Below are 23,689 nucleotides of genomic sequence, written 5' to 3'. Positions count from 1 at the left end.
CACTTAAATGTGCTAATGTTGTCCAGATCGTACTTTATTTATACGTGTTGCAAGCACTTGCCTGACACAACTAAATCATTGATTTCATTGTGTGAAAATAAAGCACGCTTCATCATAGCAAAAAATAGCCCCATTCGGCGCAACAATTTCGCTCAATTTATTGGCTTTAAAAACCTGTAGAAAATTAAATAAAATTTTATAATGATTTAAAGTAATAGGCTTACTCATAGAAAGATTTAAAAGGCTATTTTTTAGAGTAAAACTTAAAAATGAAAAAATTAAGGTCAAAGAGAGGTAAAATGCTTGATGAAAAAAACATCACTTGAATAATTAAGCTTTATATAAACTTTTCTATTGAAAGTAGATTTAAAGAAAATGCCTCATAATAGGCATACAATCCCAAATGAATCGCAAAATTTTCTTTACTGATATCTACTAAAAAAAGCTCAATTTTTATCCAAAAACAAGTAAAAATATAACAAAAGTAAGAAAAAGCAGCATATTTGCTATAAAAAGCTATGTTTCTTATACATTTTTATAGATACATGCACTATTTAGGTGCGCTAAAAAATAAAGCTGAAATAAAATAAATGAAGAATGCTTGAATATAGTGCATTTAGTTTTGCAGCTAGTATAATAGCCGCAAAGTATTTTTGTCACTTCATGATTTCTTATAAAGATTTCAAGATTTTATCTATACTTTTAAAAGTTGGTACGGTAATTGCTTAATAACTATCAACTGCTAACACGCACTTCACGGGTGCAACAAAAACATCGGAGCAAAATGAGCATGGCGAACAAGGTCCTTCAACTCATACAAGAAAGTGGCGCAAAATGGGTCGATTTTCGCTTTACTGATACCAAGGGTAAAGAGCAACACGTCACTTACCCAGCAGACAGTATTGATGAAGATACATTTGAAGACGGCAAAATGTTTGACGGTTCTTCAATTGCAGGTTGGAAAGGCATCGAAGCATCGGACATGATTTTACGTCCGGATGCGGCAACAGGTTTTATCGACCCGTTCTTTGCAGAGCCAACAGTTGTTGTAACTTGTGACGTCATCGAGCCATCAACTGGTCAAGGTTATGATCGTGACCCACGTTCGATTGCGCGCCGTGCAGAAGAATATTTGAAATCTACCGGTATCGGTGATACTGCATTCTTTGGTCCAGAACCAGAATTCTTCGTATTTGACGAAGTAAAATGGGAAATCGACATGTCTGGCGCGCGCCATACATTGATCGCTGAAGAAGCTGCTTGGTCAACTAACAAAGACTACGAAGGCGGTAACTCTGGTCACCGTCCACGCGTAAAAGGCGGTTACTTCCCAGTTCCTCCTGTAGATTCTTCACATGACATGCGTGCAGACATGTGTGCGCGTATCGAAGACATCATGGGTCCAGGTCGTGTAGAAGTACATCACCACGAAGTTGCTTCTTGCCAGTTAGAAATTGGTGTGAGCTTCAACACTATGGTGCGTAAAGCAGACGAAGTTCAACAGTTCAAATATGCGGTTTGGAACGTTGCGCATCAATATGCAAAAACAGCAACCTTTATGCCTAAACCAATGGTTGGCGATAACGGTTCTGGTATGCACGTGCATATGTCGATCTCTAAAGACGGCAAAAACCTGTTTGCTGGTGATGAATATGCAGGCCTTTCAGAAATGGCGTTGTACTTCATCGGTGGTGTAATTAAACATGCCCGTTCTTTGAATGCGATCACTAACCCTTCTACAAACTCGTATAAGCGTTTGGTTCCACATTTCGAAGCACCGATTATGCTTGCTTACTCAGCGCGTAACCGTTCTGCATCTATCCGTATTCCTTACGTGTCTAGCCCGAAAGGCAAGCGTATTGAAGCGCGTTTTCCAGATCCAATGATGAACCCGTACCTAGGTTTCGCGGCATTGTTGATGGCTGGTCTTGACGGTATTCAAAACAAGATCCACCCAGGTGAAGCTGCTGACAAGAACTTGTACGATCTTCCACCGGAAGAAGAAGCAAAAATCCCTACAGTGGCGCATAGCCTGGATATGGCGCTTGAAGCACTTCAAGCGGATCATGATTACCTGTTAAAAGGTGGCGTGTTCACGAAAGAAATGCTTGATGCTTATATCGAGCTTAAAACTGAAGAAGTTCGTCGTCTAAACACGACTACTCACCCAGTTGAATTTGATATGTACTACAGCTTGTAATTCATCACGAATTAAAGCGAAGAAAACCCGCGCATGTCGCGGGTTTTTTTGTATCATCTATTTATAATTTTAAATGATTGATGGGCTTAAATGGCACAACGTAAAAAGCACACCAGCTTTTATCCATGGATTGATCCAAAAGATCATAACAAAGGTTTTAAGTTGAACTTCTCTGAAGTGACTTATCTTGAAGTGGGGCGGACTCCCGAGGGTTATAAGCAGGCTCAATTTGTGGCGCTGAAAAATCCTGAAATAGCGCTGGATTATGCTTATCCAGAATCATTTTATTTGAGTGCTGAAGGTTTTATTTTAATTAAAACCCCACAAGGCAAATATGAAATCATTGCAAAAACAGATAACTGTTAACAATGAATAGTCGTTCTAGAAATCAAAATCAGCGTGTGCTGCTGTCAACTCTGCCTGTTGAGTTAAAACCGTGGCTGTATGCATCGGGTTCACTCACGCAACAACTGACCGATTTGGCGCAAGGACAATTCCATGTCGAGCCAATTCAAGAGCATTTTCAGCGTTTAAGCTTTGCCAATGCCAAATGGATGCAGATGTCACATCAGCATACTTCCTGGGTGCGTGAAAGTTATCTCTACGGCTCGGAACAGTCTCCTTGGGTGAAAGCCAAAAGCATCTTTCCGATTTTAAGCCTGCAAAAAAAAGCCCGAATTTTTCAGCATATTGGCACCAAACCGATTGGCTGGTTTCTGTTTCAGCGCACTAATCCACTGTGCCAGCGCCGGGTGGTACTTTTAGATGAGGGCTGGACCCGTCAGAGCTGCTATACTTGGCACGGCTGTAAATTTATCGTACAAGAAACATTTTTACCGGCATTTGAACACTTTATACAAAATTCACGGGCTTGATTTTTATGGCAACCGCACAAGCAATCACCTGGCGTGAGCGTCTTAGCGCCTATTATTATCTTTGTCGTTTTGATAAACCGATTGGGACTGAACTGGTTTTTTGGCCTACCATGTGGGCGCTGTGGATTGCAGCTCAGGGCATGCCACGTATTGAAATTTTAATTCCCATGATTTTGGGTGTGATTTTTATGCGGGCGGCAGGCTGTGCCATTAATGATTTTGCTGACCGTAAAGTCGATGCACATGTGGAGCGTACTAAAAACCGCCCATTAGCGACCGGGATTATCAGTGCCAAAGAGGCCGTAATGGTATTTCTGGTTTTGGTGGCTGCCAGTGCCTGCTTGCTATTTTTTCTGCCAATCGAAACTTTTTACTGGTCATTTGGGGCTTTATTTTTAGCGTTTATTTATCCTTTTATGAAGCGCTATACCCATTTACCTCAAGTCTTTTTGGGTGCAGCATTTTCCTGGTCGATTCCGATGGCTTATACCGCAGTTGGACAAACGCCGGATTTAACCTGCTGGCTTCTATATTTTGGTAATCTGGCCTGGACCGTAGCCTATGATACCCAATATGCAATTGCAGATCGTGAATACGATTTAAAGATTGGGGTGAAATCAACCGCGATCTTATTTGGTCGATATGATATTCAGATCATTAGCGCTTTGCAGGCCATTAGTATTCTTTTGATTGCTGTAGCACTTTGGCTAGAAAATTTACTGATTCCATTTGGTTTGGCTGCATTAATTGTTGTCACTCTCGATTTTATTTACCAATGGTTTAAAACTCGAGATAAAAATCCACATTTGTGTTTCTGGGCGTTTAGGCATAACCGCTGGATTGGACTGATTATTTTTGCAGGAATACTACTGGCTTTGAGGTAGTGACTGTCTATCGACTGAGAAAAAAGCGTCCTATAAGGATGCTTTTGTTATTGCCTAATCTATAAGGCTTGAGCTATGACTTTATTTTGTTATATTGGGCAGTGTAATTAAATGACGAAATTAAAGCAGGTTTGTTATGTCCGAGCAGCCACAGCCCCGCAGTGTCAAAAAGCTATTGATCTTCGGTACGCTTGCACTTTGTATTCCGGTATTTTTAATTAGTATGGCATTTCTTGCAGTGAATAGTGATGCTAAAAATCAGGAAAAATACAAGCAGCAGCAGACAGATATGATTGCGCGTATTGAAGCACGAGAAGCTGCGGAAAAGCTCAAAGCAGAGCAGGATGTTAAGGCAGATTCAACTCAAGCTGCGTCTGAAAGTAGTGCAACAGCACCTTAATCTATCTAAAATCCCTTTGCACTTGTCTAATACTGCAAATGTCTGTGTAGTAGATAGTTGCATGGGTTTCTGCAAACGATGATTTGACTGTAGATATTCGATACTTAGTAATTAGGCAAGCTGTATTCTAGAATGGAAAAATATAGCCACCCATCATCCGATCGGTGGCTATATTTAAATCATCTTAAAGCAATTCTTTGCGCAATTGTTCTGAAGATTTAATTGAAAGTAGGGCAGGTGCTACATCTAGGGCTGTTTTGGCACCATATTGCTGAGTTTGATTCAGACGGTAGCAGGCACGGGCATAAGCCACTAGAACACTTGCAGTAAACTCTGGATTGCTATTCAGCTTTAAAGAAAACTCAATCACCTGTTTTTGTGCATCACTGGTATTACCACTACGAATGACAAAACCGCCATGTGGCATATCTTGGTGATCTTTCAGTAAAGTTTCCTCACTGATAAAATTCACAGTCGTATTATAATCTGCAAAATAATCAGGCATGCTGACGATGGTTTGTTCAACTGTTGCTGCATCAGCTCCTTGTTCCAAGACCACATAACAGTCACGATGATGTTTATCTTTGGTGCTTAACTCAGGTCGTGCGCCACTGCGGACTTGTTCAATAGCATCAGTGGATGGAATGGTATATTGAACACCAGCTTTCACCCCAGGTACACGGCGGATCGCATCCGAATGGCCTTGGCTTAAGCCTTTACCCCAAAAAGTATAAGTTTCGCCATCTGGTAATAGCGCTTCACCAAATAAACGGTTAATCGAGAACATGCCAGGATCCCAGCCAATAGAAATCATGGCTGTTTTTTTGTTAGCAAGGGCGGGTGCATCGACTGCAGCATAGTATTCCGGAATACGTGCATGCGTATCAAAACTATCTACAGTATTGAATTTACTTGCAAAGATAGGCGCCTGTTGTGGCAAGTCATCTTTAGAGCCGCCACAAAGAATCAGCACATCAATTTTATCGCTAAACTCATTTAATAGTGCATCCATGCTATACACTTGAGTTTCTGCAAAGCAAGGAGAGACGCTGCTTGGTGAGCGGCGAGTAAAAATACCGACAAGCTGCATATCAGGATTTTTCTGGATGGCAGTTTCAACACCGCGGCCAAGATTACCGTAACCCGCGATACCAATACGAATAGAATTTTGCATAAATAAACGATCACTGAATAAAAAAACAACGCCAAAAATAAGCAAGGTGATGATGGCCAGAAATGGAACAGGCCAATCAGGTCATCTGACTTATATTTTGTTTTCGAAAGGATTATAGAGCGATAATTTAAACTTTATCACCCTAATCCTGCAGAAAGGCAGGTTTAACTGAGAATGCTTGTGATGAGACGCTAAATTGGACGAGGATAGGTTAGTTTTGAAGCATGAAAAGCTGCCGAGAAATTAAAAGCGGAGCAGGAGGCTTTGATTAATCCAATTCAAGCTGCAGCGAGAAATATCGAAATTGCAGCTTAATTTATTTTAAATCCCTTTGCAGTTGTCTGATAGTCGGAATCTGGGTGTATCGAATCACGGTATAGCCTGCTGCAATCAGCATGGCATCGCGTTCAGCATCTTCCTGCTCTTTGCCAATATGGCTCGGATCATCCAGTTCGACAATCGCCACTACATTATATTCACGATCAAGTACCACGAAGTCTGTGACTTTGCGATTAAATTGATTGCGCATTTTCATCTGATCGTGCGTGATCAAAGCGCTAAACGCGACTTGTGCCAGAATGTGATGATGAGGAAAGGCATCTTTCAGACGTGTAAACATCCTGCTTTCAAAAGCAGTAATGACGCGCTTCGGATAGAATTTCTTTTGACGGGTGAAGAGATGTGGGAAGAGCAGGCAAACTAATGCAAAAGTTGCCAGGCAGCCAATCACAAAAAATATAAACTGACTCAAATTAAACACAGATCACAAAAGGGGAGAATAAAAAAACCCACTTCGCAATGAGTGGGTTTCTTCAGAATCTTGGCTCTCCCACCTGGGCTCGAACCAGGGACCTGCGGATTAACAGTCCGTCGCTCTACCGACTGAGCTATGGGAGAATAGATTGGCTCTCCAACCTGGGCTCGAACCAGGGACCTGCGGATTAACAGTCCGTCGCTCTACCGACTGAGCTATTGGAGAATCTGACAGCGATTATAGAGAGATTTGAAAAGGGGTCAAGGCACTTTTAGAAAAAAGCTGAAGAAATTGAATCAAGTGTTTTAAAAATAGTCGAAAAGGTTTGTAGTTTAAACTGTTATGTTTATGTAAACCGGTCCTAACAGCAAAATCGCGATCAGCCTGAATTTTGATAAGTGATCTGGATCATAAGAAATGAGCGGTTGATCGCGCATATAAATCAATATGATCTCAATTTAAAAAATACAGCTATAAAAAAACCCACTTCGCAATGAGTGGGTTTCTTCAGAATCTTGGCTCTTCCACCTGGGCTCGAACCAGGGACCTGCGGATTAACAGTCCGTCGCTCTACCGACTGAGCTATGGAAGAATATATGGCTCTCCAACCTGGGCTCGAACCAGGGACCTGCGGATTAACAGTCCGTCGCTCTACCGACTGAGCTATTGGAGAATCTGATCGGCATTTTAGGGATGAATAACCAGGTCGTCAATCAATTAATGTAAAGAAATGAATTGTTTGCTTCATAAATATTCATTTAGAGCCTAAAAATAAAAAAATCACCCGAAGTGGGTGATTTTTTTAGCAAAGAAATAAAAAATTATTTCTCAACACCTGCAGGCTGACCTGCATATTTCGCATTTGCATAATCCCAGTTTACTAGGCTTTCTAGGAAAGTAGAGATGTACTTAGGACGAGCATTACGGAAATCGATGTAGTAAGCGTGTTCCCAAACGTCAATCGTCAACACTGCAATTTTACCGTGCGCCATTGGCGTATCAGCATTTGAAGTTTTCATGATAGAAAGCTGACCGTTTACTTCGTCAGCCACTAACCAAGCCCAACCTGAACCAAACTGAGTAGTTGCAGCAGCAGCAAATTCTTCAGCAAATTTTTCATAAGAACCGAAAGCTTCGTCAATTTTTGCAGCCAAAGTACCAGTTGCTTTACCGCCACCGTTTTTAGCCATACAGTTCCAGTAGAACGTGTGGTTCCAAACTTGAGCCGCGTTATTGAAAACACCTGCTTTAGAAGCATCACCAGCAGTTGCTGTAATAATTTCTTCTAGAGTTTTGCCTTCAAGCTCAGTACCAGCGATCAGGTTATTCAGGTTAACCACATACGTATTGTGGTGTTTGTCGTGATGGTATTCTAAAGTTTCCTTGCTGATGTGTGGAGCAAGATCTTCGTAGCCGTAAGGTAATGCTGGTAAAGTAATGGTTGTCATGTTCTCAATTCCTTGCATTTTGCTGGGTTTTAACAATAAGTGGCTTTATTGTAATAGATAATCGGGCAGAAATGGGCATCGTGTATAAATAACAATACAGAATAAAGCCTGAAAATATATGAATAAAGCCACTGATCATAACCGTCAGTCGAATTAAATCGGATTGTTTAATTCGAAATAATCATACTCAATATTAAACTGTTCTGAAATAGCCTTGCCAAGGCGTTGCACACCGTATTTTTCAGTCGCATGATGGCCACAAGCATAATAATGCACATTCAGTTCCTGAGCTTCATAAAAGGTGCGTTCGCTCACTTCACCTGAAATATAGGCATCACAATCTTGTAGTGCCGCTTTTTGAATATAATCCTGCGCACCACCGGTACAGAAACCGACTTTATGGATTTGAGTTTTTTCAGCAGGAAGATGAATCGCATCAAAGCCCAGCTTTTCTGAAACATAATTTTTAAAATCTTCCGGACTCATTGGCTGTTTTAAATAGCCAATATTGCCAATTGGACGTTTCTCACTCGGATCAAGCTGTTCGATATTTTCGAGTTCTAATAAATCCGCAATGGCGGCATTATTTCCCAGTGTTGGATGACTGTCTAAAGGCAGATGATAGCCAACCAGTGAGATATCATGTTGAATCAGGGTTTTAATGCGTTTACCACGCATTCCCGTAATCGGATAGGCTTCTCCTTTCCAGAAATAGCCATGATGAACCAGCAATAAATCTGCGCCTTGCTCAATTGCAGCTTCAATTGCACTCTGGGAGGCGGTCACGGCACAGAGGATTTTATTCACTTCGGATTTGCCTTCAATCTGCAAGCCATTCGGTGCATAGTCCTTAAATTCACGTGCTGCCAAAGTCTGGTCACACCATTGAATAATATCGTTCAAATTCGCCATAAAATTCCTGTAAGTTTAAAAACTTGCCCATATTTATCTATAGGTCTAATTGTAACTAAAGCTGCACAAATCTCTGTGGAATTTTTTGTGTTTAGTTATGTATTTAGCATTACAATAGGACACAAATTACTTAGTCATCAACGAATTAAAATATTTTAGAGGATAGCAACGTGCGCCGCACCTTTACATGGTTACCCTGGGTGTTACTGATTTTAGTCATTATCGGTTTTTTGGGGTGGCAACAACTACAAAAACCAAAGGCACCAGTTGCGCCAGATGGCGTCAAAATGCCTGCTGAAAAAGTAGAGCCGTTGATTGATACGTCGCGCTCAGGAGGCGTGGTCTCCTACAGTGCTGCTGTAAAAGTGGCAGCCCCGGCTGTCGTGAATATTTTTACTACCCAAAAAGTCAAGCAACAGGCGCATCCTTTACTGACCGATCCGGTATTTCGTGAATTCTTTGGCGATCAGTTGCCTGACCAGTATGGACAAAGCCCGAATGAAAACAGTTTAGGTTCGGGTGTAATTGTACGTCCAGACGGTTATATCCTGACCAATAACCACGTGATTGCGCAGGCCGATCAGATTGTAGTGGCTTTGCAGGATGGACGTCGTGCCGAAGCTAAAGTGGTCGGAACTGACCCGGATACCGATCTGGCCGTGATCAAGATTGAACTGACGCAATTGCCAGTTTTGCCATTTAAACTCAGTGGCAATGAAGTCGGTGATGTGGTTCTGGCCATTGGTAATCCTTTTGGTGTTGGGCAAACCGTGACGCAGGGGATTATCTCGGCAACGGGCCGTTCAGATTTGGGTATCAATACCTATGAAGACTTTGTACAGACCGATGCTGCAATTAACCCGGGTAACTCGGGCGGTGCACTTATTGATGTCGCCGGTAATTTAATTGGTGTGAATACTGCAATTTTCTCGCAGTCTGGTGGTTCGCTGGGGATTGGTTTTGCCATTCCGGCCAAAATTTGTCAGCAGGTGATGAATGCCATTTTGAAAGATGGCCGTGTGGTTCGTGGCTGGTTAGGGATCAGCTTATTACCTGCAGAGCGTGATGATGTCCTGCAACCCAAAGAAAAAGGTGTGACGGTCGCAGAAGTGCTACCGAATGGACCTGCTGCCAAGGCTGGAATCCAGCGTGGCGATAAGATTATGAAAGTAAATGAGGAAGAGATTAGTTCTGCCTCACATCTGATTAATTTTGTGGCCTTGCAAAAGCCAAACAGTACCATTCAGATTGAAATTGAGCGGGCAGGAAAAACCATGATCCTAGAGGTTGTGGTGACTGAACGTAAGGCACAAGACAGTGCTTCACAATATATTCCTCTGCCAGGCCAATAAGTTTGATTAAAAAAAATCCCTCATGATGAGGGATTTTTTTTATACTTTCTTTCAGCATGTTCTGATACAAAAGTGAAATATTAAGCGTTTTATAAATCATTTAGCTTAGTGAAATAACATTAAAAGAGAAAATAAAAATGAATTTTATGACGGCAGATCAGGCCAAAATTTTATCTAATGTTGCTAACCTGAATATTGAAATGTATAAGCCACGTCTGGCGCAACTGATTGAAGATAATGCCCGGCAAGGCAATACAGCGGTACTGACAGTTTTTCCCAAACATCTGCCTTTGGAAGATATCCGTGCCTTGTCTGCCGAGTTAACAGATCTGGGTTATAACGTACGTTTTGAAGTACAAGAATTTTATTACAGCTTTAATGTCTACTGGCTGTAATTTTAACAGTTGTTCAAAAAAGGTCCTGTTTAGGCATATATTTTGCTGCGTTCATCTCATATTTAAACTATGAGAAATTTATGTCTTTATTTATTCATCATGCAGCACAGGCAGATGCACCTTATGTGGTGCTTTCGTCCGGACTGGGCGGACATGCCAGTTTCTGGAATCCTCAAATTAGAGTTTTACAGCAGCATTTTCATGTGGTTACTTATGACCAGGAAGGCTGTCATTCAGATTCTGAACTCTTGCCCACGCCTTATTCGATCGACCATATGGCCGGCCAGATTCTGGATTTATTGATCAATGATGGCATTCGAGAGTTTCATTTTATCGGGCATGCGTTGGGCGGACATATCGGCATGCAACTGGCGACCTATCAGGCTGAAAGAAAGTTTAAGCTGCTCAGTTTGACCATGTTAAATGCTTGGGGAGAGCTGGATGCTCATACTCAGAAGTGTTTCGAAGCCCGGACTTCGTTATTGCTCAATAGCAAGGCAGAGGCATATGTGAGAGCACAGGCTTTATTTCTTTATCCGCCGCAGTGGATTTCAACCCATATTGATCAGTTAACCGAAGCAGAAAATAAGCAGCTCCTTGACTTTCCACCGATCAAAAATGTTCTGGCACGCCTACAAGCCGTGCAGACTTTTAAACTAAACACAGAACATCAACAGGCACTCAAAGATATTCCTATACATCTGCTTGCCAATCAGAATGATTTCCTGGTGCCTTATCAACGGTCACAGCAATTACAGCAATGCTTGCCGCATAGTCAGCTAAGTTTGCTTGCTACAGGTGCACATGCATCTACTGTGACCGAGACAGATCAGGTGAATCAACTGATCCTTTCATTCCTGATTTCCCCTTAGTTTGAAGATTTTTTTAAAGCCAGACCTCGTGTCTGGTTTTTTATTTTTTCTAATCAATCATTTTTGTAGCATCAGCATGGTTTTTACTTCGAATTGATGCATGAACTGCAAATGCAAAAATTGCTACGAGTGCACTTGAATGAAACAATATGTTCAAAATTGACTCATAGGTAAAAATGGTTATTTTACTAAAAATTCAAAAAATAAAATATTAAGTAATTGATAATTATAAATTAAATATAGTTGGCACACGCTTTGCAATGTTTATCTTGTAAATAAAATTCCCGAAGTGGAATCAGAATTTTGAATAAGTGTTAAAAATAATGAGGTGTGAAAATGAAAATAGGTGTCTTCTGTCCAATTGGAAATAACGGCTGGTTAATCTCTGAAAATGCACCACAGTACATGCCGACTTTTGAGTTAAACAAACAAATCGTACAACGTGCTGAACACTATGGTTTCGATTTCGCACTCTCCATGATCAAGCTGCGTGGCTTTGGTGGCAAGACCGAATTCTGGGAACATAACCTGGAAACTTTCACCCTGATGGCGGGTCTCGCAGCCGTGACCAGCAAAATTCAAATTTATGCAACGGCAGCCACTTTGGTCATGCCACCGGCAATTGTGGCACGTATGGCGTCTACCATTGATTCTATTTCTAATGGCCGTTTTGGTCTAAATGTGGTGACTGGCTGGCAACCACCTGAATATACCCAAATGGGTATGTGGCCAGGTAATGACTATTTTGGTAAACGCTATGAATATCTGTCTGAATATGTACAAATTCTGCGTGAACTTTGGGCGACTGGTAAGTCAGACTTTAAGGGCGAACATTTCCAGATGGAAGATTGCCGTGTCAGCCCACGTCCACAAGCGGATATGAAAATTATCTGCGCAGGTCAGTCTGATGCAGGTTTAGAGTTTTCTGCACAATATGCCGATTATAACTTCGTGTTTGGTAAAGGCTTGAATACTCCAACAGCTTATGCAGAAATTAATGACCGCCTAAAAGAAAAAACAGATGTAACTGGCCGTGATGTACAGACTTATGTGCTGTTTATGGTGATTGCTGCAGAAACTGATGAAGAAGCTCAAGCCAAATGGCAGCACTATAACGATGGTGCCGACATGGAAGCGATTAACTGGCTGATGAATCAAGGCGGTAAAGATACGACTTCTGGTACAGATACCAATATCCGTCAAATGGCTTCGAGTGTATCTCCAGTGAATATCAATATGGGTACGCTGGTGGGTTCCTATGGAAATGTGGCACGAATGTTGGATGAAATTGGCGAGATCAAGGGTACCGAAGGTGTGCTACTGACTTTTGATGATTTTATTCAAGGCGTTGAAAATTTCGGTCAGAAAATCCAGCCACTGATGAAATGTCGTGATCATATTGTCATTGAAGATGCAGCACCGGTTATGGAGAAAAGCGCATGAGTGAATCAGTCGTAACAGCCGGTTTTACTGAAAAACTCGGCACAGGAAAAACCCTTAAAGCTGAACCCGAAGCGATTTGTCTTGCACCAGAACAAACAGCTTTGATCGTCATTGATATGCAGAATGCTTATACCTCGCAAGGCGGCTATCTGGATCTGGCGGGCTTTGATGTCTCAAAGACCAAGCCAGTAGTGGAAAATATTAAAAAGGCTGTTGATGCTGCACATGCAGCTGGTATTCAGGTGATTTATTTCAAAAATGGCTGGGATGCGGAATATAAGGAAGCGGGTGGTAAGGACTCTCCAAATTTCCATAAATCCAATGCCTTAAAGACCATGCGTAAACATCCTGAATTACAGGGACAGTTATTGGCCAAAGGTAGTTGGGATTTTGAACTGATTGATGAGTTAAAGCCATTGCCACAAGACTTGGTGATCGAAAAGCCACGTTATAGCGGTTTCTTTAATACCGCGTTGGACAGCATGTTGCGTGTGCGAGGAATCCGTAATCTGGTCTTTGTCGGAATTGCCACCAACGTTTGTGTGGAATCGACGCTACGTGATGGCTTCTTCCTGGAGTATTTCGGTGTCGCACTTGCTGATGCCTGCTATCAGGCAGGTCCAGCCGAAGCTCATGAAGCCAGTCTGTATAACATCAAGACCTTCTTTGGTTGGGTGTCAGATACTGCAAATTTTGTCGAGACCTTTCAAAAAGAAAGTGAGTAACTAAAAGAAACTAAATCAGCTGTAAGCGCATAAAGAATTAAAGATCAGAATTAAGGAAAAAATAGTATGCCTAAAGAAATCATTATTCCAGCAGGAACATCGAAACCATTAGCACCTTATGTACCGGCAACCAAGGCAGACAATATTGTGTATGTATCCGGTACATTAGCTTTTGATGAAAATAATAATGTGGTGCATGTCGGTGATGCCGCAGCACAGACCCGTCATATTCTGGAAACTATCAAGCGTGTGATTGAAGAAGCCGGTGGCAGCATGGATGACGTAACGTTTAACCATGTCTTTGTCAAAGACTGGGCAGATTATGCTGCGATTAATACAGTTTATGCTGAGTATTTCCCGGGAGATAAACCGGCACGTTATTGCGTACAGACAGGTTTGGCCAAACCTGATGCGCTGGTCGAAATTGCTTCGATTGCCCATGTATAAGCCGATCCACCTGATTCAATCTCATTACTAGATGCCCCAGGTCTGAAACTGAATATTGACTTGGGGGAGGGAGAACAGCATGAATGCCAAACTATCTAAAATCATCACAGAAACAGTTGTAGAAAATAACGCATTAAATAAGGTTTTGGCGACTAACGCATCAGATGACATCTTTACCCAGGTCGATCAGCAGATTTTCCGTCAGGGCATGTCTAATCTAGGTGCTGCAGTGAATGTCATTACCACGCAAGGCGATGCAGGAATGGCTGGATTTACCGCTTCGGCCGTATGTAGCGTGACGGATACACCACCAACGTTACTGGTGTGCCTGAACCGTTCTGCGTCAGTCTATGAAACCTTTAAAAAGAATCAGGTGTTGTGTGTGAATACCCTGGCATCACATCAACAAAATCTTTCCAATCTGTTTGGTGGAAAAACACCAATGGCAGAGCGTTTCAGTCAGGGGAACTGGAAAACTTTGGTGACCCAGTCGCCTGTACTTGAAGATGCCTTAGTCAGTTTTGACTGCGAGGTGGTCCAATGTTTATCCGTAGGCAGTCATGACGTGCTGTTCTGTGAGGTGAAAGCCATGTGCCAGAGTCAAGGCAATGCGCTGATGTACTTTAACCGTTCTTACTGTGAGCCACACAAAATGTGCTAAATCAATTCAGTCCTAATCAAGGAGGGGAAGCCGATGCAAGAAAAAGAAACGTGGTTTCCAAAATTTAAGCCTTACCAAGGCAATCTCGATACCACACCCGTGCAAACAGATGAATATCTGCCTGCTGGGAAAAGTATTATTCTCGGGTTACAGCATGTGTTTGCGATGTTTGGGGCAACCGTGCTGGCGCCACTTTTAATGGGGTTTGATCCCAATCTCACGATTTTTATTACCGGGATTGGCACCATTTTATTTTTCCTGATCACTGGCGGTCGATTGCCAAGTTATCTGGGGTCTAGTTTTGCCTTTATTGGCGCCGTGGTGGCGGTCACAGGCTACTCCGGAGCAGGGGCGAATCCCAATATCGGGCTGGCGCTTGGCGGTACCATTGCTTGCGGTATTGTCTATGCCTTGATTGGTCTGCTGGTCATGAAAACCGGTACCAACTGGATTGAAAAACTGATGCCGCCAGTAGTGACAGGCGTGATTGTGATGATCATTGGTTTGAACCTGGCGCCAGTCGCAATTAAGAGTGTTTCAGCGAACCAGTTTGATTCCTGGATGGCATTAATCACCATTATCTGTATCAGTGTGATTGCTGTGTTTACCCGAGGAATGGTACGCCGTCTGTTGCTGTTATTGGGCTTATTGTCTTCCTATCTGATTTACTTCCTTTTCACAAACGTCATGGGCTTCGGATCTGCGATTGATTTTACCAAAGTCAGTGAAGCAGCATGGTTTGGTTTGCCGAATTTCCAGAGTCCGGTCTTTGAAATGAATGCCATGCTGATGATTGCACCAGTGGCCATTATTCTGGTTGCAGAAAATCTTGGGCACTTTAAAGCGGTATCCGCAATGACTGGTAAAAATCTGTCGCCGTATATGGGACGCGGTTTCTTTGCAGATGGGGTTTGTACTTCATTATCCGCTTCTGTCGGCGGTACCGGGATGACCACTTATGCTGAAAATATCGGTGTGATGGCAGTGACCAAAGTGTACGCCACCACCGTATTTATTTTTGCCGGGATCTTCGCTATTTTGCTGGGACTTTCACCTAAATTTGGTGCGGTGATCAGTACCATTCCAGTAGCTTTATTGGGTGGCGCATCGATTGTGGTCTTCGGGTTGATTACTGTGGCGGGTGCCAAAATCTGGGTGGATAACCATGTTGATTTTACCAAGAACAGTACCCTGATTATTGGTGCGGTGTGTCTGATTATGGGGACAGGTAATTATAGCTTGCAGATTGGTGGTTTCGATTTGGGTGGTATCGGTACTGCGACTTTGGCTGCGATTTTGTTGAACCTGTTCCTAAATCGTGGTGAAGATAAAGAATTGCCAGCATCTGAACCAGCTGAAACCGTAACTGAGGTTGAGGCTAAGCCAGTCGCTTAATATGAGGAGCATTTTTTGAGTCATTCAATTGCATTTTTAGGACTCGGGGCAATGGGCTGGCATATGGCCTCCCATTTGCCAAAACTCGGGCATCAGGTTTGGGTCTGGAATCGAACTGAACAGAAAGCTGTAACGCATGCTGAAATTTTTGCAACTCAAGCAGTGAGTATTAAGCAGGCGGTTCAGGCAGATTTTATCTTTTCCTGTTTGCCGACCAGTCAGGATGTGGAAGCATTGATTGCAGCCCATCCACCCAAACAAGGTGCAATCTGGATTGACTGTACCAGCGGTGTACCGGAATCTGCCCAAAAACTGGCGAAGCTCTTGGAGCAACAAGGCAGTTTTTATCTGGATGCTCCAGTATCCGGTCAGACTGTTGGGGCAGAAAAAGGCACTTTAACTGTGATGGTGGGTGGCAATGAACAAGCCTTTGAACGAGCCAAACCGATCATTGATGCCTTTGCTGGCCTGATTGAATATGTGGGAGAAAGCGGTTCTGGCTTTGCGGTAAAAGCTGTGAATAATACCTTAATGGCGACTCACTTATGGGCATTGGCTGAAGGGCTGACTGTGCTGAAAGGGCAGGGTGTTGATTTAAGCAGTGCACTAAACTGTATTAATCATTCCAGTGGTAAAAGCAGCATGTCGGAAAATATCATGGCACAGCGTGTACTAAGCCGTGAATTTAATAAGACCTTTGCACTGGATCTATTACAGAAAGATATTGGCATTGCCTTGGAGTTGGTACAGCAACAGCAACTGGATTTATCAGTAATGTCTTTGGTTCAGCAAGAGTTTCAGCAGATTGCCAAACCACAGGCCAGTCAGCTGGATTTCTCCGCTGCGGTGCAAGGACTGGAACAGCGGACTCAAATTAAATTAAGAGGATAATCTTTTCAAACAATATTAAAGACAGTGTTAAAGACGTTATAGCTATAGATATATCAGTTTAAAATTTAAAAAGCCGGGAATTTTAATTCCCGGCTTTATTATTGATAAGCCAGTTAAATAGCCTAGGCAGTTCTTAATTCTGTTGATTTGTCTGATATTCCTGAATCACTTCAAGCGCTGCACGGAAGGCTTCCTGAGTAGCTGGGGCACCGCAGTAAGGCAGGCTATGCAGTAGTACTTCCTGAATTTCTTCAACTGTTGCACCATTATTCAAAGCGCCACGAACATGGCCTTTCAATTCAGTTGGGCTTTTTTGCGCGGTAAGAAAAGCAATAGTAATTAAAGAACGATATTTACGTGGTAAAACCCCTTCACGTTGCCAGGTCGAACCCCAGGCATGTTCATTAATCCAGTCCTGCAAAGGCTGAGTAAAAGGAACCGTATTGTCCTGAGCGCGCTTTACAAAGCTTGAACCCATCACTTCAGTACGGACTTTCAAGCCATTTTCATAATCTTGTTGTGACATCATTGACCCTCAATTTTATTATGAGTCTAGCTTAACGTTTTATCTCTTAAATACCATCGTGCAATAGTCGTAAAAAAGTGGCTTAATAGCCACTTGAGATATCCAAAGTGAAATCAGGAAATAACTTCACTTTGTAATCAAGGTCTGATTTAGATAAAAGTTCTATCTAAGGACTGGTTGAATGTGAAGGTGCACTTTGAACTGAAGTATCAGTACCTGTTGCATCTGCTTTCGAAATATGAGGATTTTCCAGCTCCAATACTTCCTGTAAATGCAAATCGAAGACATCAGTCAACATGCTGTCATAGCGACGCGCATTATAGTGCAGTAACTTATTGGCTTCTTCTTCATTAATAAAGCCTTGTTCATGCGCATCAGCCACATGATCAGCAAAACTGAGTCCCTTGAATTGACCTTTGTTTTCAGCTTTTTTAAAGCGATCCCAAAGCTGCTCAATTTCCAATAACATGGTGAAGGTTGATTCCATACGACCATTTACATCATCTTCCGCTGTGCTATAGAAAACATGCTTTTTCAGTACTTTCCGGAAAGCATTGTCTTCCATCATACTGTTGGCTACCTGCTGTTTTAGCTGGTCTGACGGTTTTTTCAATGGGCGGCCAAGTGGGAAACATAACAGTTTGACCATACCTGCTGCTGCACCTGATGGAAAGTTGGCAAACAGATCGAAAAAAGCTTCTTGCGCTGTATACAGAGACTTTTCTACCGCAAGCTGTGCATGTAAACGCTCATCTTCAGTCTTTTTGCTATGCTCAAAATATTTCAGAATTGAGGAAGCAATAAACAGATGTGCATGAATATCGGCCAGACGACCCGAAAGCATTTCCTTACGTTTGATATCCCCTGCGAGTAAACCTAGGCACATATCCGCAGTTAAAGCAAAGTTGGCACTCAGCCGATTAATGATCTTATAATAAGGCTGGGTGAAATCAACCGCACTTTGCGGCGCAGCACTTGAGCCACCTGTAAAGGCATAGGCAAAGGAGCGAGCAGTCCGGTTAAAGGTGTAACCCAAATGCTTAAACAGCAAGTTATCAAAAGGATTTAGAGCCGCTGCCGAGTCTTCTGCCTGTAAGAGCTGTAATTCTTCATATAGATAAGGATGGCAGCGCATTGAACCCTGTCCAAAAATCATCAAGGAACGACTGAGAATATTGGCGCCTTCGACGGTAATGGAGACTGGAATTGCCTGATAGTAAGGTGCCAGAAAGTTACGCGGCCCCATCTGAATGGCACGACCACCGACCACATCCATGCCGTGATTGACCACTTTACGCATGCCTTCAGTTGCATAGTATTTGGCAATCGCCGTCATTACGGCAGGCTTGCCACCCTGATTCAGACCACAGGTGACCAGATAACGGAAGGCTTCCAGCATATAGGTGTCACTGGCGATTTCACTATTGGCTTCCTGAACACCCTCAAACTTGCCAACTGAAATCTTGAATTGCTGACGAATACGAGAGAAAGCACCCACATTTAAATAAGTCATTTCTGAAGTAGAAGTAGACAGCGCTGGTAGGGAAATGCCACGACCGACTGCCAAACATTCCATCAGCATGCGCCATCCTTTACCGGCATTTTTTACGCCACCAATAATCCAGTCCAGTGGAATAAAGACATCTTTACCTTCCACTGTTCCATTCATGAATGGCGGTCCCGGGTTATGCCGTGGTCCCACTATTACGCCTTCATGACTGGCAGGAAGCAGGGCACAGGTAATGCCATATTCAGTCTGTTCACCCAAAAGATGATCCGGATCATACATTTTAAAGGCCAGACCCACCACTGTCGCAATTGGTGCCAAAGTAATCCAGCGTTTGGAAAAATTCATTCTCAGACCGAGTACTTCCTGACCTTCAAACTGGCCATAGCAGACTACACCGGTATCAGGAATCGCACCAGCATCGGAACCGGCCTCCGGACTGGTCAAACCGAAACAGGGAATTTCTTCGCCTCGCGCCAGACCCGGCAGATAACGGTCTTTCTGTTCTTCGGTACCATAATGCAGTAACAGCTCGCCTGGTCCGAGTGAGTTCGGTACCATACAACTCACGGCTGTGGTCAGAGATCGCGAAGCAATCTTGCTCATCACCCGACTTTGGGCAAAGGAGCTAAAGGCACGACCGCCGTATTCTTTGGGAATAATCAGGCCTAAGAAACCATGTTCCTTAATATATTGCCAGACATGATCAGGCAGCGCTTTCTGCTCATGGATTTCCCATTCATCCAGCATGCTGCACAAGGTCTCAACCTCATTGTCCAGAAAAGCTTGTTCTTCTAGCGATAATTTGGGATAGGGATAACTGTTAAAGGTTTCCCAGTTCGGTGCACCCATAAACAGTTCTTTTTCCCACCAGCTGGTTCCGGAGTCCAGTGCTTCACGTTCTGTCGGGCTGATACTAGGCATGGCATTGGCCAGTGCTTTATAGGCCGGTTTAGAAATGAACGACATACGTAAAGGGTCGATCATCACCACAAGGCTAATCAGGATCAGCGGAATGCCGAGAATAAGTGACCATGGGCTAATAAAGGCACAGACTACTGACATGACAATTAGTGCAATTGCACCCGCGCTACGGGAGAGCTGAAAATAGAAAACCGCCCATAAACTAAGTAATAGCAGTAGTACAGCAAATATAAATAGCATTGTTATAGTTCTCCAGATTTATACAACGCTGCCTGTGCCGAGATCTCATAGAATTTTTGTCACAGTTCATTCATTTTTTTTGTCGCTTGAGGATCGGACAGGTTCAGCATTGCACGTGTGAGAATGATCGTTTTCAAGTCTTGCAACGATATTTTTAAATCTTTCATCTATTTTTGAGATTGTTTGAAAAATGCTCAGTCTTCAAGTGAGAACGCGCAAAGAAATGTGAAGATAAGTAATGACTTAATCTTATCTAAAATAAAAAATGGCGTTTAACGCTGAGTAGAATTTCAATTATGGATATTAAAAAGCCCTCTACAAGAGAGGGCTTTTATTTCATTTGTTTAAACAGGACTAAGCTTCAATGGCCTGGACTGCAATTTTTTTTGCAGGATCCACTTTACGACGCACTGCTGGTACAGGTTCGCCGTAGTATTGGCGGTCGGCAAAGTAGCTTGAACGAACCATTGGTGCTGCCCAGATATTGCGGAAGCCGAGTTTTTGACCATGTTCGGTATAACGCTCGAATTCTTCAGGTGTCACAAAGCGGTCAATCGCTGCATGTTCTTTTGAAGGCTGCAAATACTGACCAATCGTCACATAATCTACGCCATGCGCATATAAATCATCAAGCAGGGCAAGCACTTCTTCTTCAGTTTCACCAATACCGACCATCAGACCACATTTGGTTGGTACGTCCGGGCAGTATTCTTTAAACATTTTCAGCAGGTTTAAAGAGTGTTGATAGTCAGAACCTGGACGCATGGCTTTATATAAACGCGGTACAGTTTCGATATTGTGGTTAAACACATCTGGTGGGCATTCAGTCATGATGCGCAGCGCGATATCCATACGACCACGGAAATCTGGCACCAGAATTTCCAGCAGGGTATTCGGGCTTAGAGCACGCGCTTCTTTAATACAATCTACAAAATGCTGTGCACCGCCATCCAGTAAATCATCACGGTCTACCGAAGTGATCACTGCATATTTCAAACCCAGATTGGCAATAGTTTCTGCCATATGACGCGGTTCATCTGCATCGAGTGCATTTGGACGGCCATGAGCCACATCACAGAACGGACAACGACGGGTACAGATATCGCCCATAATCATGAAAGTCGCAGTACCGCCACCAAAACATTCAGGCAGGTTTGGACAGGCGGCTTCTTCGCACACCGTATGTAATTTTTGCTGACGTAGTGTGGTTTTAATACGTTGAACTTCTTCAGGTGCCGCCATTTTCACCCGGATCCAGTCCGGCTTGCGTGGCGTTTCAACCGTAGGAACAACTTTTACAGGAATGCGGGCAACTTTTTCCGCACCGCGAAGTTTGACGCCCTGTTCAGGTTTACGGTTTTCAGACATATTCAACTTTTCCACTGTTTTTGAAGGGGGAGATACTCAAAGATAGCGCAGTTATTATAACGGACTTCGTTCTAAATAGGGCAAAAAGGGGTATTCATTTAAAAAATGTTCTTATCAAGCAATATATGTGAGTTAAATACACCAAATCAACAGGATTTACGTCATAATAAGAGTGTAGATTAAAGTGAATTTTTTAATTTTGAGGAGCGTTGAATGCCACGTAAAAAAGAGGTCGTTAGTGGGACTTTCGTTAAATATGATGCGGTAGTTCTAGGTTCGGGCCCTGCGGGCGAAGGCGCGGCAATGAAACTTGCCAAATCTGGTAAGCGTGTTGCAATCGTTGAGATGCGTGAACAGCTGGGTGGTAACTGTACCCATGTCGGTACGATTCCAAGTAAAGCATTGCGTCAAACAGTATCCAGTATTATCCGTTATCAACGTGATCCACTGTTTCAAAAAGTCGGGGACTGGAAGCAGTTCACCATGAAGCAAGTGTTGCGTCATGCACATAAAGTTATTCAACAACAAGTAGATACACATTCACGTTTCTACGACCGCAATAAAATTGATATTTATCATGGTCGTGCCTATATTCAGGATCAAAATACCATTTTTGTATTTAACCCAGATGGCATTAAAGAAACGCTGATGTTCAAGCAACTGGTCATTGCCAGCGGCTCGCGTCCATATCGTCCAGACATTCTTGATTTTAATCATCCACGTGTATTTGATTCAGACAAAATTCTGGATCTGGACTATTCCATCCAGAAAATCATTATTTATGGTGCAGGTGTAATCGGTTGTGAATATGCCTCGATCTTTATTGGTCTAGGACATAAAGTCGACTTGATCAACACCCAACACAAACTTTTAAGCTATCTGGATGATGAAATTTCTGATGCACTGTCTTATCACTTGCGTGAACAGGGTGTATTGATTCGTCATAATGAACAGATCGACTTTTTAGAAACATTTGACGACCATGTGGTGATGCACACGCAAAGCGGCAAGAAAATTAAAGCCGACGCGATTTTGTGGTGTAATGGCCGTTCAGGCAATACCGATGGTCTAGGCCTTGAAAATGTCGGCCTGAAACCGAACAGCCGTGGTCAATTGACTGTGAATGATCAATATCAGACTGAAGTAGAAAATATCTACGCTGCCGGTGATGTAATCGGTTGGCCTTCGCTAGCCTCTGCTGCCTATGACCAAGGTCGTTGCGCAGGTGCCAATATGAGCGGCGAGAAAGACGTTGCGCCGGTGACTGATATTCCAACCGGGATTTATACCATTCCTGAAATTTCTTCGATTGGTAAGACTGAACAGCAGCTGACTGAAGAAAAAATTCCGTATGAAGTCGGTCAGGCATCATTCCGTCATTTGGCACGTGCACAGATTACCGGTGATACTATGGGTGAATTAAAGATTCTGTTCCATCGCGAAACATTGGAAGTTTTGGGTGTACATTGCTTCGGTAATAATGCCTCTGAAATTATCCATATTGGTCAGGCAGTCATGAACAGCCCGAACAATACCATCAAGTACTTCGTAGAAACCACGTTTAACTATCCGACTATGGCGGAAGCGTATCGTGTAGCCACACTGAATGGTATGAACCGTTTATTCTAAGTGAGATATTTGACTTAGACAGAAAAACCGCAAGTCTTCACTTGCGGTTTTTTTATTGGAAGTGATTAAGTCAGTCAAGTTGATCAAATCGAATTTTTAAGCCGCCATTTTTCGGCATTCTTCAGCACAGCGGCGGCATGCTTCGGCACATTGCTGACAATGTTCATCTTCATGATGACCACATTCTTCTACACAGTAGTCACAGGCTTTCGCACAAAGTTCACATATTTCATGCATGAATGGAGATTGCTTTTGTTCCATACGGGCGCAAAGCTGACAGATATCTGCACAGTCCAGACAGCGCTGGATACACTCCCGCATCATCTCCAGATCTTCTTCTTTAAGACAGGCACTGGCACAGTTGGCACATGCCAGGGAACAGTTCATACAGGTTTGCACACAATCTGAAAATTGAAGCTGATTCATTATCGTTTCCTCTTTCCATAGGTTTATTGCTGATTTTCTAATACGCTAAGCAGAAAAAGGAAAATACACTAGGCAGATTAGGTGAGGAAAAGTAAACAGGCGCTTTGTTTTGTTAAGGAATTTACTATCTATAACCTGAGTTCGATGAAATATTTTAGCTTTTTAGCAAGTTTTGGAAAGTTGGCTTATTTGGATTTAAGCAATAAGCCACTATAGCAGCCATAATATTCACCATAAAGTT

Annotated in this window: 23 protein-coding genes and 4 tRNA genes; 15 read left to right on the top strand and 12 right to left on the bottom strand. The window is 42.8% G+C overall.

All coding sequences use genetic code 11. From position 1 onward, the window contains the following. Nucleotides 1-784: 784 nt before the first annotated feature. The 5 genes from glnA to WFH18_RS09540 all read left to right on the top strand — a co-directional run bounded on the left by glnA (nucleotide 785) and on the right by WFH18_RS09540 (nucleotide 4,359). Nucleotides 785-2,200, top strand: a complete 1,416-nt coding sequence (gene glnA, locus WFH18_RS09560; protein WP_004279641.1) for a type I glutamate--ammonia ligase — start codon at nucleotides 785-787, stop codon at nucleotides 2,198-2,200. A 90-nt stretch (nucleotides 2,201-2,290) separates the two neighbouring features. After that, complete coding sequence (locus WFH18_RS09555; RefSeq protein ID WP_004279642.1) at nucleotides 2,291-2,566, top strand: hypothetical protein; 276 nt, start codon at nucleotides 2,291-2,293, stop codon at nucleotides 2,564-2,566. Between the two features lie 2 nt (nucleotides 2,567-2,568). Continuing rightward, nucleotides 2,569-3,075 (top strand): chorismate--pyruvate lyase family protein, encoded by a 507-nt coding sequence (locus WFH18_RS09550; RefSeq protein WP_004279643.1) that lies wholly within the window; start codon nucleotides 2,569-2,571, stop codon nucleotides 3,073-3,075. 5 nt (nucleotides 3,076-3,080) lie between these two features. Further along, complete coding sequence (gene ubiA, locus WFH18_RS09545; protein ID WP_004279645.1) at nucleotides 3,081-3,959, top strand: 4-hydroxybenzoate octaprenyltransferase; 879 nt, start codon at nucleotides 3,081-3,083, stop codon at nucleotides 3,957-3,959. 136 nt (nucleotides 3,960-4,095) lie between these two features. Continuing rightward, the gene (locus WFH18_RS09540) at nucleotides 4,096-4,359 is read left to right on the top strand and encodes a hypothetical protein (RefSeq protein WP_004279647.1); all 264 of its coding nucleotides are present in this window, start codon (nucleotides 4,096-4,098) and stop codon (nucleotides 4,357-4,359) included. Nucleotides 4,360-4,543: 184 nt separating this feature from the next. Here the strand turns inward: WFH18_RS09540 and WFH18_RS09535 are convergent, their stop codons facing one another. The 8 genes from WFH18_RS09535 to WFH18_RS09500 all read right to left on the bottom strand — a co-directional run bounded on the left by WFH18_RS09535 (nucleotide 4,544) and on the right by WFH18_RS09500 (nucleotide 8,647). Then, nucleotides 4,544-5,533 (bottom strand): diaminopimelate dehydrogenase, encoded by a 990-nt coding sequence (locus WFH18_RS09535; protein WP_004279649.1) that lies wholly within the window; start codon nucleotides 5,531-5,533, stop codon nucleotides 4,544-4,546. Nucleotides 5,534-5,849: 316 nt separating this feature from the next. Beyond that, nucleotides 5,850-6,293, bottom strand: coding sequence for a DUF2726 domain-containing protein (locus WFH18_RS09530; protein ID WP_004279650.1), 444 nt, complete (start codon nucleotides 6,291-6,293; stop codon nucleotides 5,850-5,852). A gap of 61 nt (nucleotides 6,294-6,354) precedes the next feature. Next, nucleotides 6,355-6,430, bottom strand: a tRNA-Asn gene (locus tag WFH18_RS09525). A 6-nt stretch (nucleotides 6,431-6,436) separates the two neighbouring features. Continuing rightward, a tRNA-Asn gene (locus WFH18_RS09520) sits at nucleotides 6,437-6,512 on the bottom strand. Between the two features lie 291 nt (nucleotides 6,513-6,803). Next, nucleotides 6,804-6,879, bottom strand: a tRNA-Asn gene (locus WFH18_RS09515). A 5-nt stretch (nucleotides 6,880-6,884) separates the two neighbouring features. Further along, nucleotides 6,885-6,960: transfer RNA gene (locus WFH18_RS09510), tRNA-Asn, on the bottom strand. A gap of 148 nt (nucleotides 6,961-7,108) precedes the next feature. Further along, nucleotides 7,109-7,735 carry a superoxide dismutase gene (locus WFH18_RS09505; protein ID WP_004646486.1) on the bottom strand — a complete coding sequence of 209 codons (627 nt, stop codon included), beginning with the start codon at nucleotides 7,733-7,735 and terminating at the stop codon, nucleotides 7,109-7,111. A gap of 153 nt (nucleotides 7,736-7,888) precedes the next feature. Beyond that, nucleotides 7,889-8,647 carry a Nif3-like dinuclear metal center hexameric protein gene (locus WFH18_RS09500; RefSeq protein ID WP_004279653.1) on the bottom strand — a complete coding sequence of 253 codons (759 nt, stop codon included), beginning with the start codon at nucleotides 8,645-8,647 and terminating at the stop codon, nucleotides 7,889-7,891. 170 nt (nucleotides 8,648-8,817) lie between these two features. Between WFH18_RS09500 and WFH18_RS09495 the strand changes: the two genes are divergently transcribed. From WFH18_RS09495 to WFH18_RS09455, 9 genes are all read left to right on the top strand, one after another. Then, complete coding sequence (locus WFH18_RS09495; protein WP_004279655.1) at nucleotides 8,818-9,999, top strand: S1C family serine protease; 1,182 nt, start codon at nucleotides 8,818-8,820, stop codon at nucleotides 9,997-9,999. Between the two features lie 137 nt (nucleotides 10,000-10,136). Then, a complete protein-coding gene (locus WFH18_RS09490; protein WP_004730148.1) occupies nucleotides 10,137-10,394 on the top strand; it encodes a hypothetical protein in 258 nt (85 codons plus the stop codon). Between the two features lie 80 nt (nucleotides 10,395-10,474). Continuing rightward, complete coding sequence (gene rutD, locus WFH18_RS09485; protein ID WP_004279657.1) at nucleotides 10,475-11,266, top strand: pyrimidine utilization protein D; 792 nt, start codon at nucleotides 10,475-10,477, stop codon at nucleotides 11,264-11,266. Between the two features lie 336 nt (nucleotides 11,267-11,602). Next, nucleotides 11,603-12,709, top strand: a complete 1,107-nt coding sequence (rutA, locus tag WFH18_RS09480; RefSeq protein ID WP_004279658.1) for a pyrimidine utilization protein A — start codon at nucleotides 11,603-11,605, stop codon at nucleotides 12,707-12,709. Further along, the gene (gene rutB, locus WFH18_RS09475; protein ID WP_004279659.1) at nucleotides 12,706-13,434 is read left to right on the top strand and encodes a pyrimidine utilization protein B; all 729 of its coding nucleotides are present in this window, start codon (nucleotides 12,706-12,708) and stop codon (nucleotides 13,432-13,434) included. Before rutA ends, rutB begins: the two co-directional genes overlap by 4 nt. Before the next feature lie 66 nt (nucleotides 13,435-13,500). Beyond that, nucleotides 13,501-13,881 (top strand): pyrimidine utilization protein C, encoded by a 381-nt coding sequence (gene rutC / locus WFH18_RS09470; protein ID WP_004279660.1) that lies wholly within the window; start codon nucleotides 13,501-13,503, stop codon nucleotides 13,879-13,881. 145 nt (nucleotides 13,882-14,026) lie between these two features. Further along, nucleotides 14,027-14,542, top strand: coding sequence for an NADH-dependent FMN reductase RutF (rutF, locus tag WFH18_RS09465; RefSeq protein WP_004279661.1), 516 nt, complete (start codon nucleotides 14,027-14,029; stop codon nucleotides 14,540-14,542). A gap of 33 nt (nucleotides 14,543-14,575) precedes the next feature. Further along, nucleotides 14,576-15,937 carry a pyrimidine utilization transport protein G gene (rutG, locus tag WFH18_RS09460; protein ID WP_004279662.1) on the top strand — a complete coding sequence of 454 codons (1,362 nt, stop codon included), beginning with the start codon at nucleotides 14,576-14,578 and terminating at the stop codon, nucleotides 15,935-15,937. Between the two features lie 51 nt (nucleotides 15,938-15,988). Then, a complete protein-coding gene (locus WFH18_RS09455) occupies nucleotides 15,989-16,828 on the top strand; it encodes an NAD(P)-dependent oxidoreductase (protein ID WP_005104603.1) in 840 nt (279 codons plus the stop codon). 133 nt (nucleotides 16,829-16,961) lie between these two features. Here the strand turns inward: WFH18_RS09455 and WFH18_RS09450 are convergent, their stop codons facing one another. The 3 genes from WFH18_RS09450 to lipA all read right to left on the bottom strand — a co-directional run bounded on the left by WFH18_RS09450 (nucleotide 16,962) and on the right by lipA (nucleotide 21,393). Further along, nucleotides 16,962-17,354, bottom strand: coding sequence for a carboxymuconolactone decarboxylase family protein (locus WFH18_RS09450; protein WP_004279664.1), 393 nt, complete (start codon nucleotides 17,352-17,354; stop codon nucleotides 16,962-16,964). 166 nt (nucleotides 17,355-17,520) lie between these two features. After that, nucleotides 17,521-20,025, bottom strand: coding sequence for an acyl-CoA dehydrogenase (locus tag WFH18_RS09445; protein WP_004279665.1), 2,505 nt, complete (start codon nucleotides 20,023-20,025; stop codon nucleotides 17,521-17,523). A gap of 354 nt (nucleotides 20,026-20,379) precedes the next feature. Then, entirely contained in the window at nucleotides 20,380-21,393 is a 1,014-nt protein-coding gene (lipA, locus tag WFH18_RS09440) for a lipoyl synthase (RefSeq protein ID WP_004279666.1), read from the bottom strand. Nucleotides 21,394-21,606: 213 nt separating this feature from the next. Here lipA and sthA point away from each other — a divergent pair, with 213 nt between their 5' ends. Then, nucleotides 21,607-23,022, top strand: coding sequence for a Si-specific NAD(P)(+) transhydrogenase (gene sthA / locus WFH18_RS09435; protein WP_004646501.1), 1,416 nt, complete (start codon nucleotides 21,607-21,609; stop codon nucleotides 23,020-23,022). 96 nt (nucleotides 23,023-23,118) lie between these two features. On the opposite strand, the gene WFH18_RS09430 is transcribed toward sthA, so the two are convergent. Then, entirely contained in the window at nucleotides 23,119-23,448 is a 330-nt protein-coding gene (locus tag WFH18_RS09430) for a four-helix bundle copper-binding protein (RefSeq protein WP_004279668.1), read from the bottom strand. Nucleotides 23,449-23,689: the final 241 nt, after the last annotated feature.

The sequence above is a fragment of the Acinetobacter sp. USHLN143 genome, assembly GCF_037145695.1.
Lineage (GTDB): Bacteria > Pseudomonadota > Gammaproteobacteria > Pseudomonadales > Moraxellaceae > Acinetobacter > Acinetobacter fasciculus.
The sequence above is the reverse complement of the archived record's forward strand: the minus strand, read 5'-3'. Positions and strand labels throughout refer to the sequence as shown.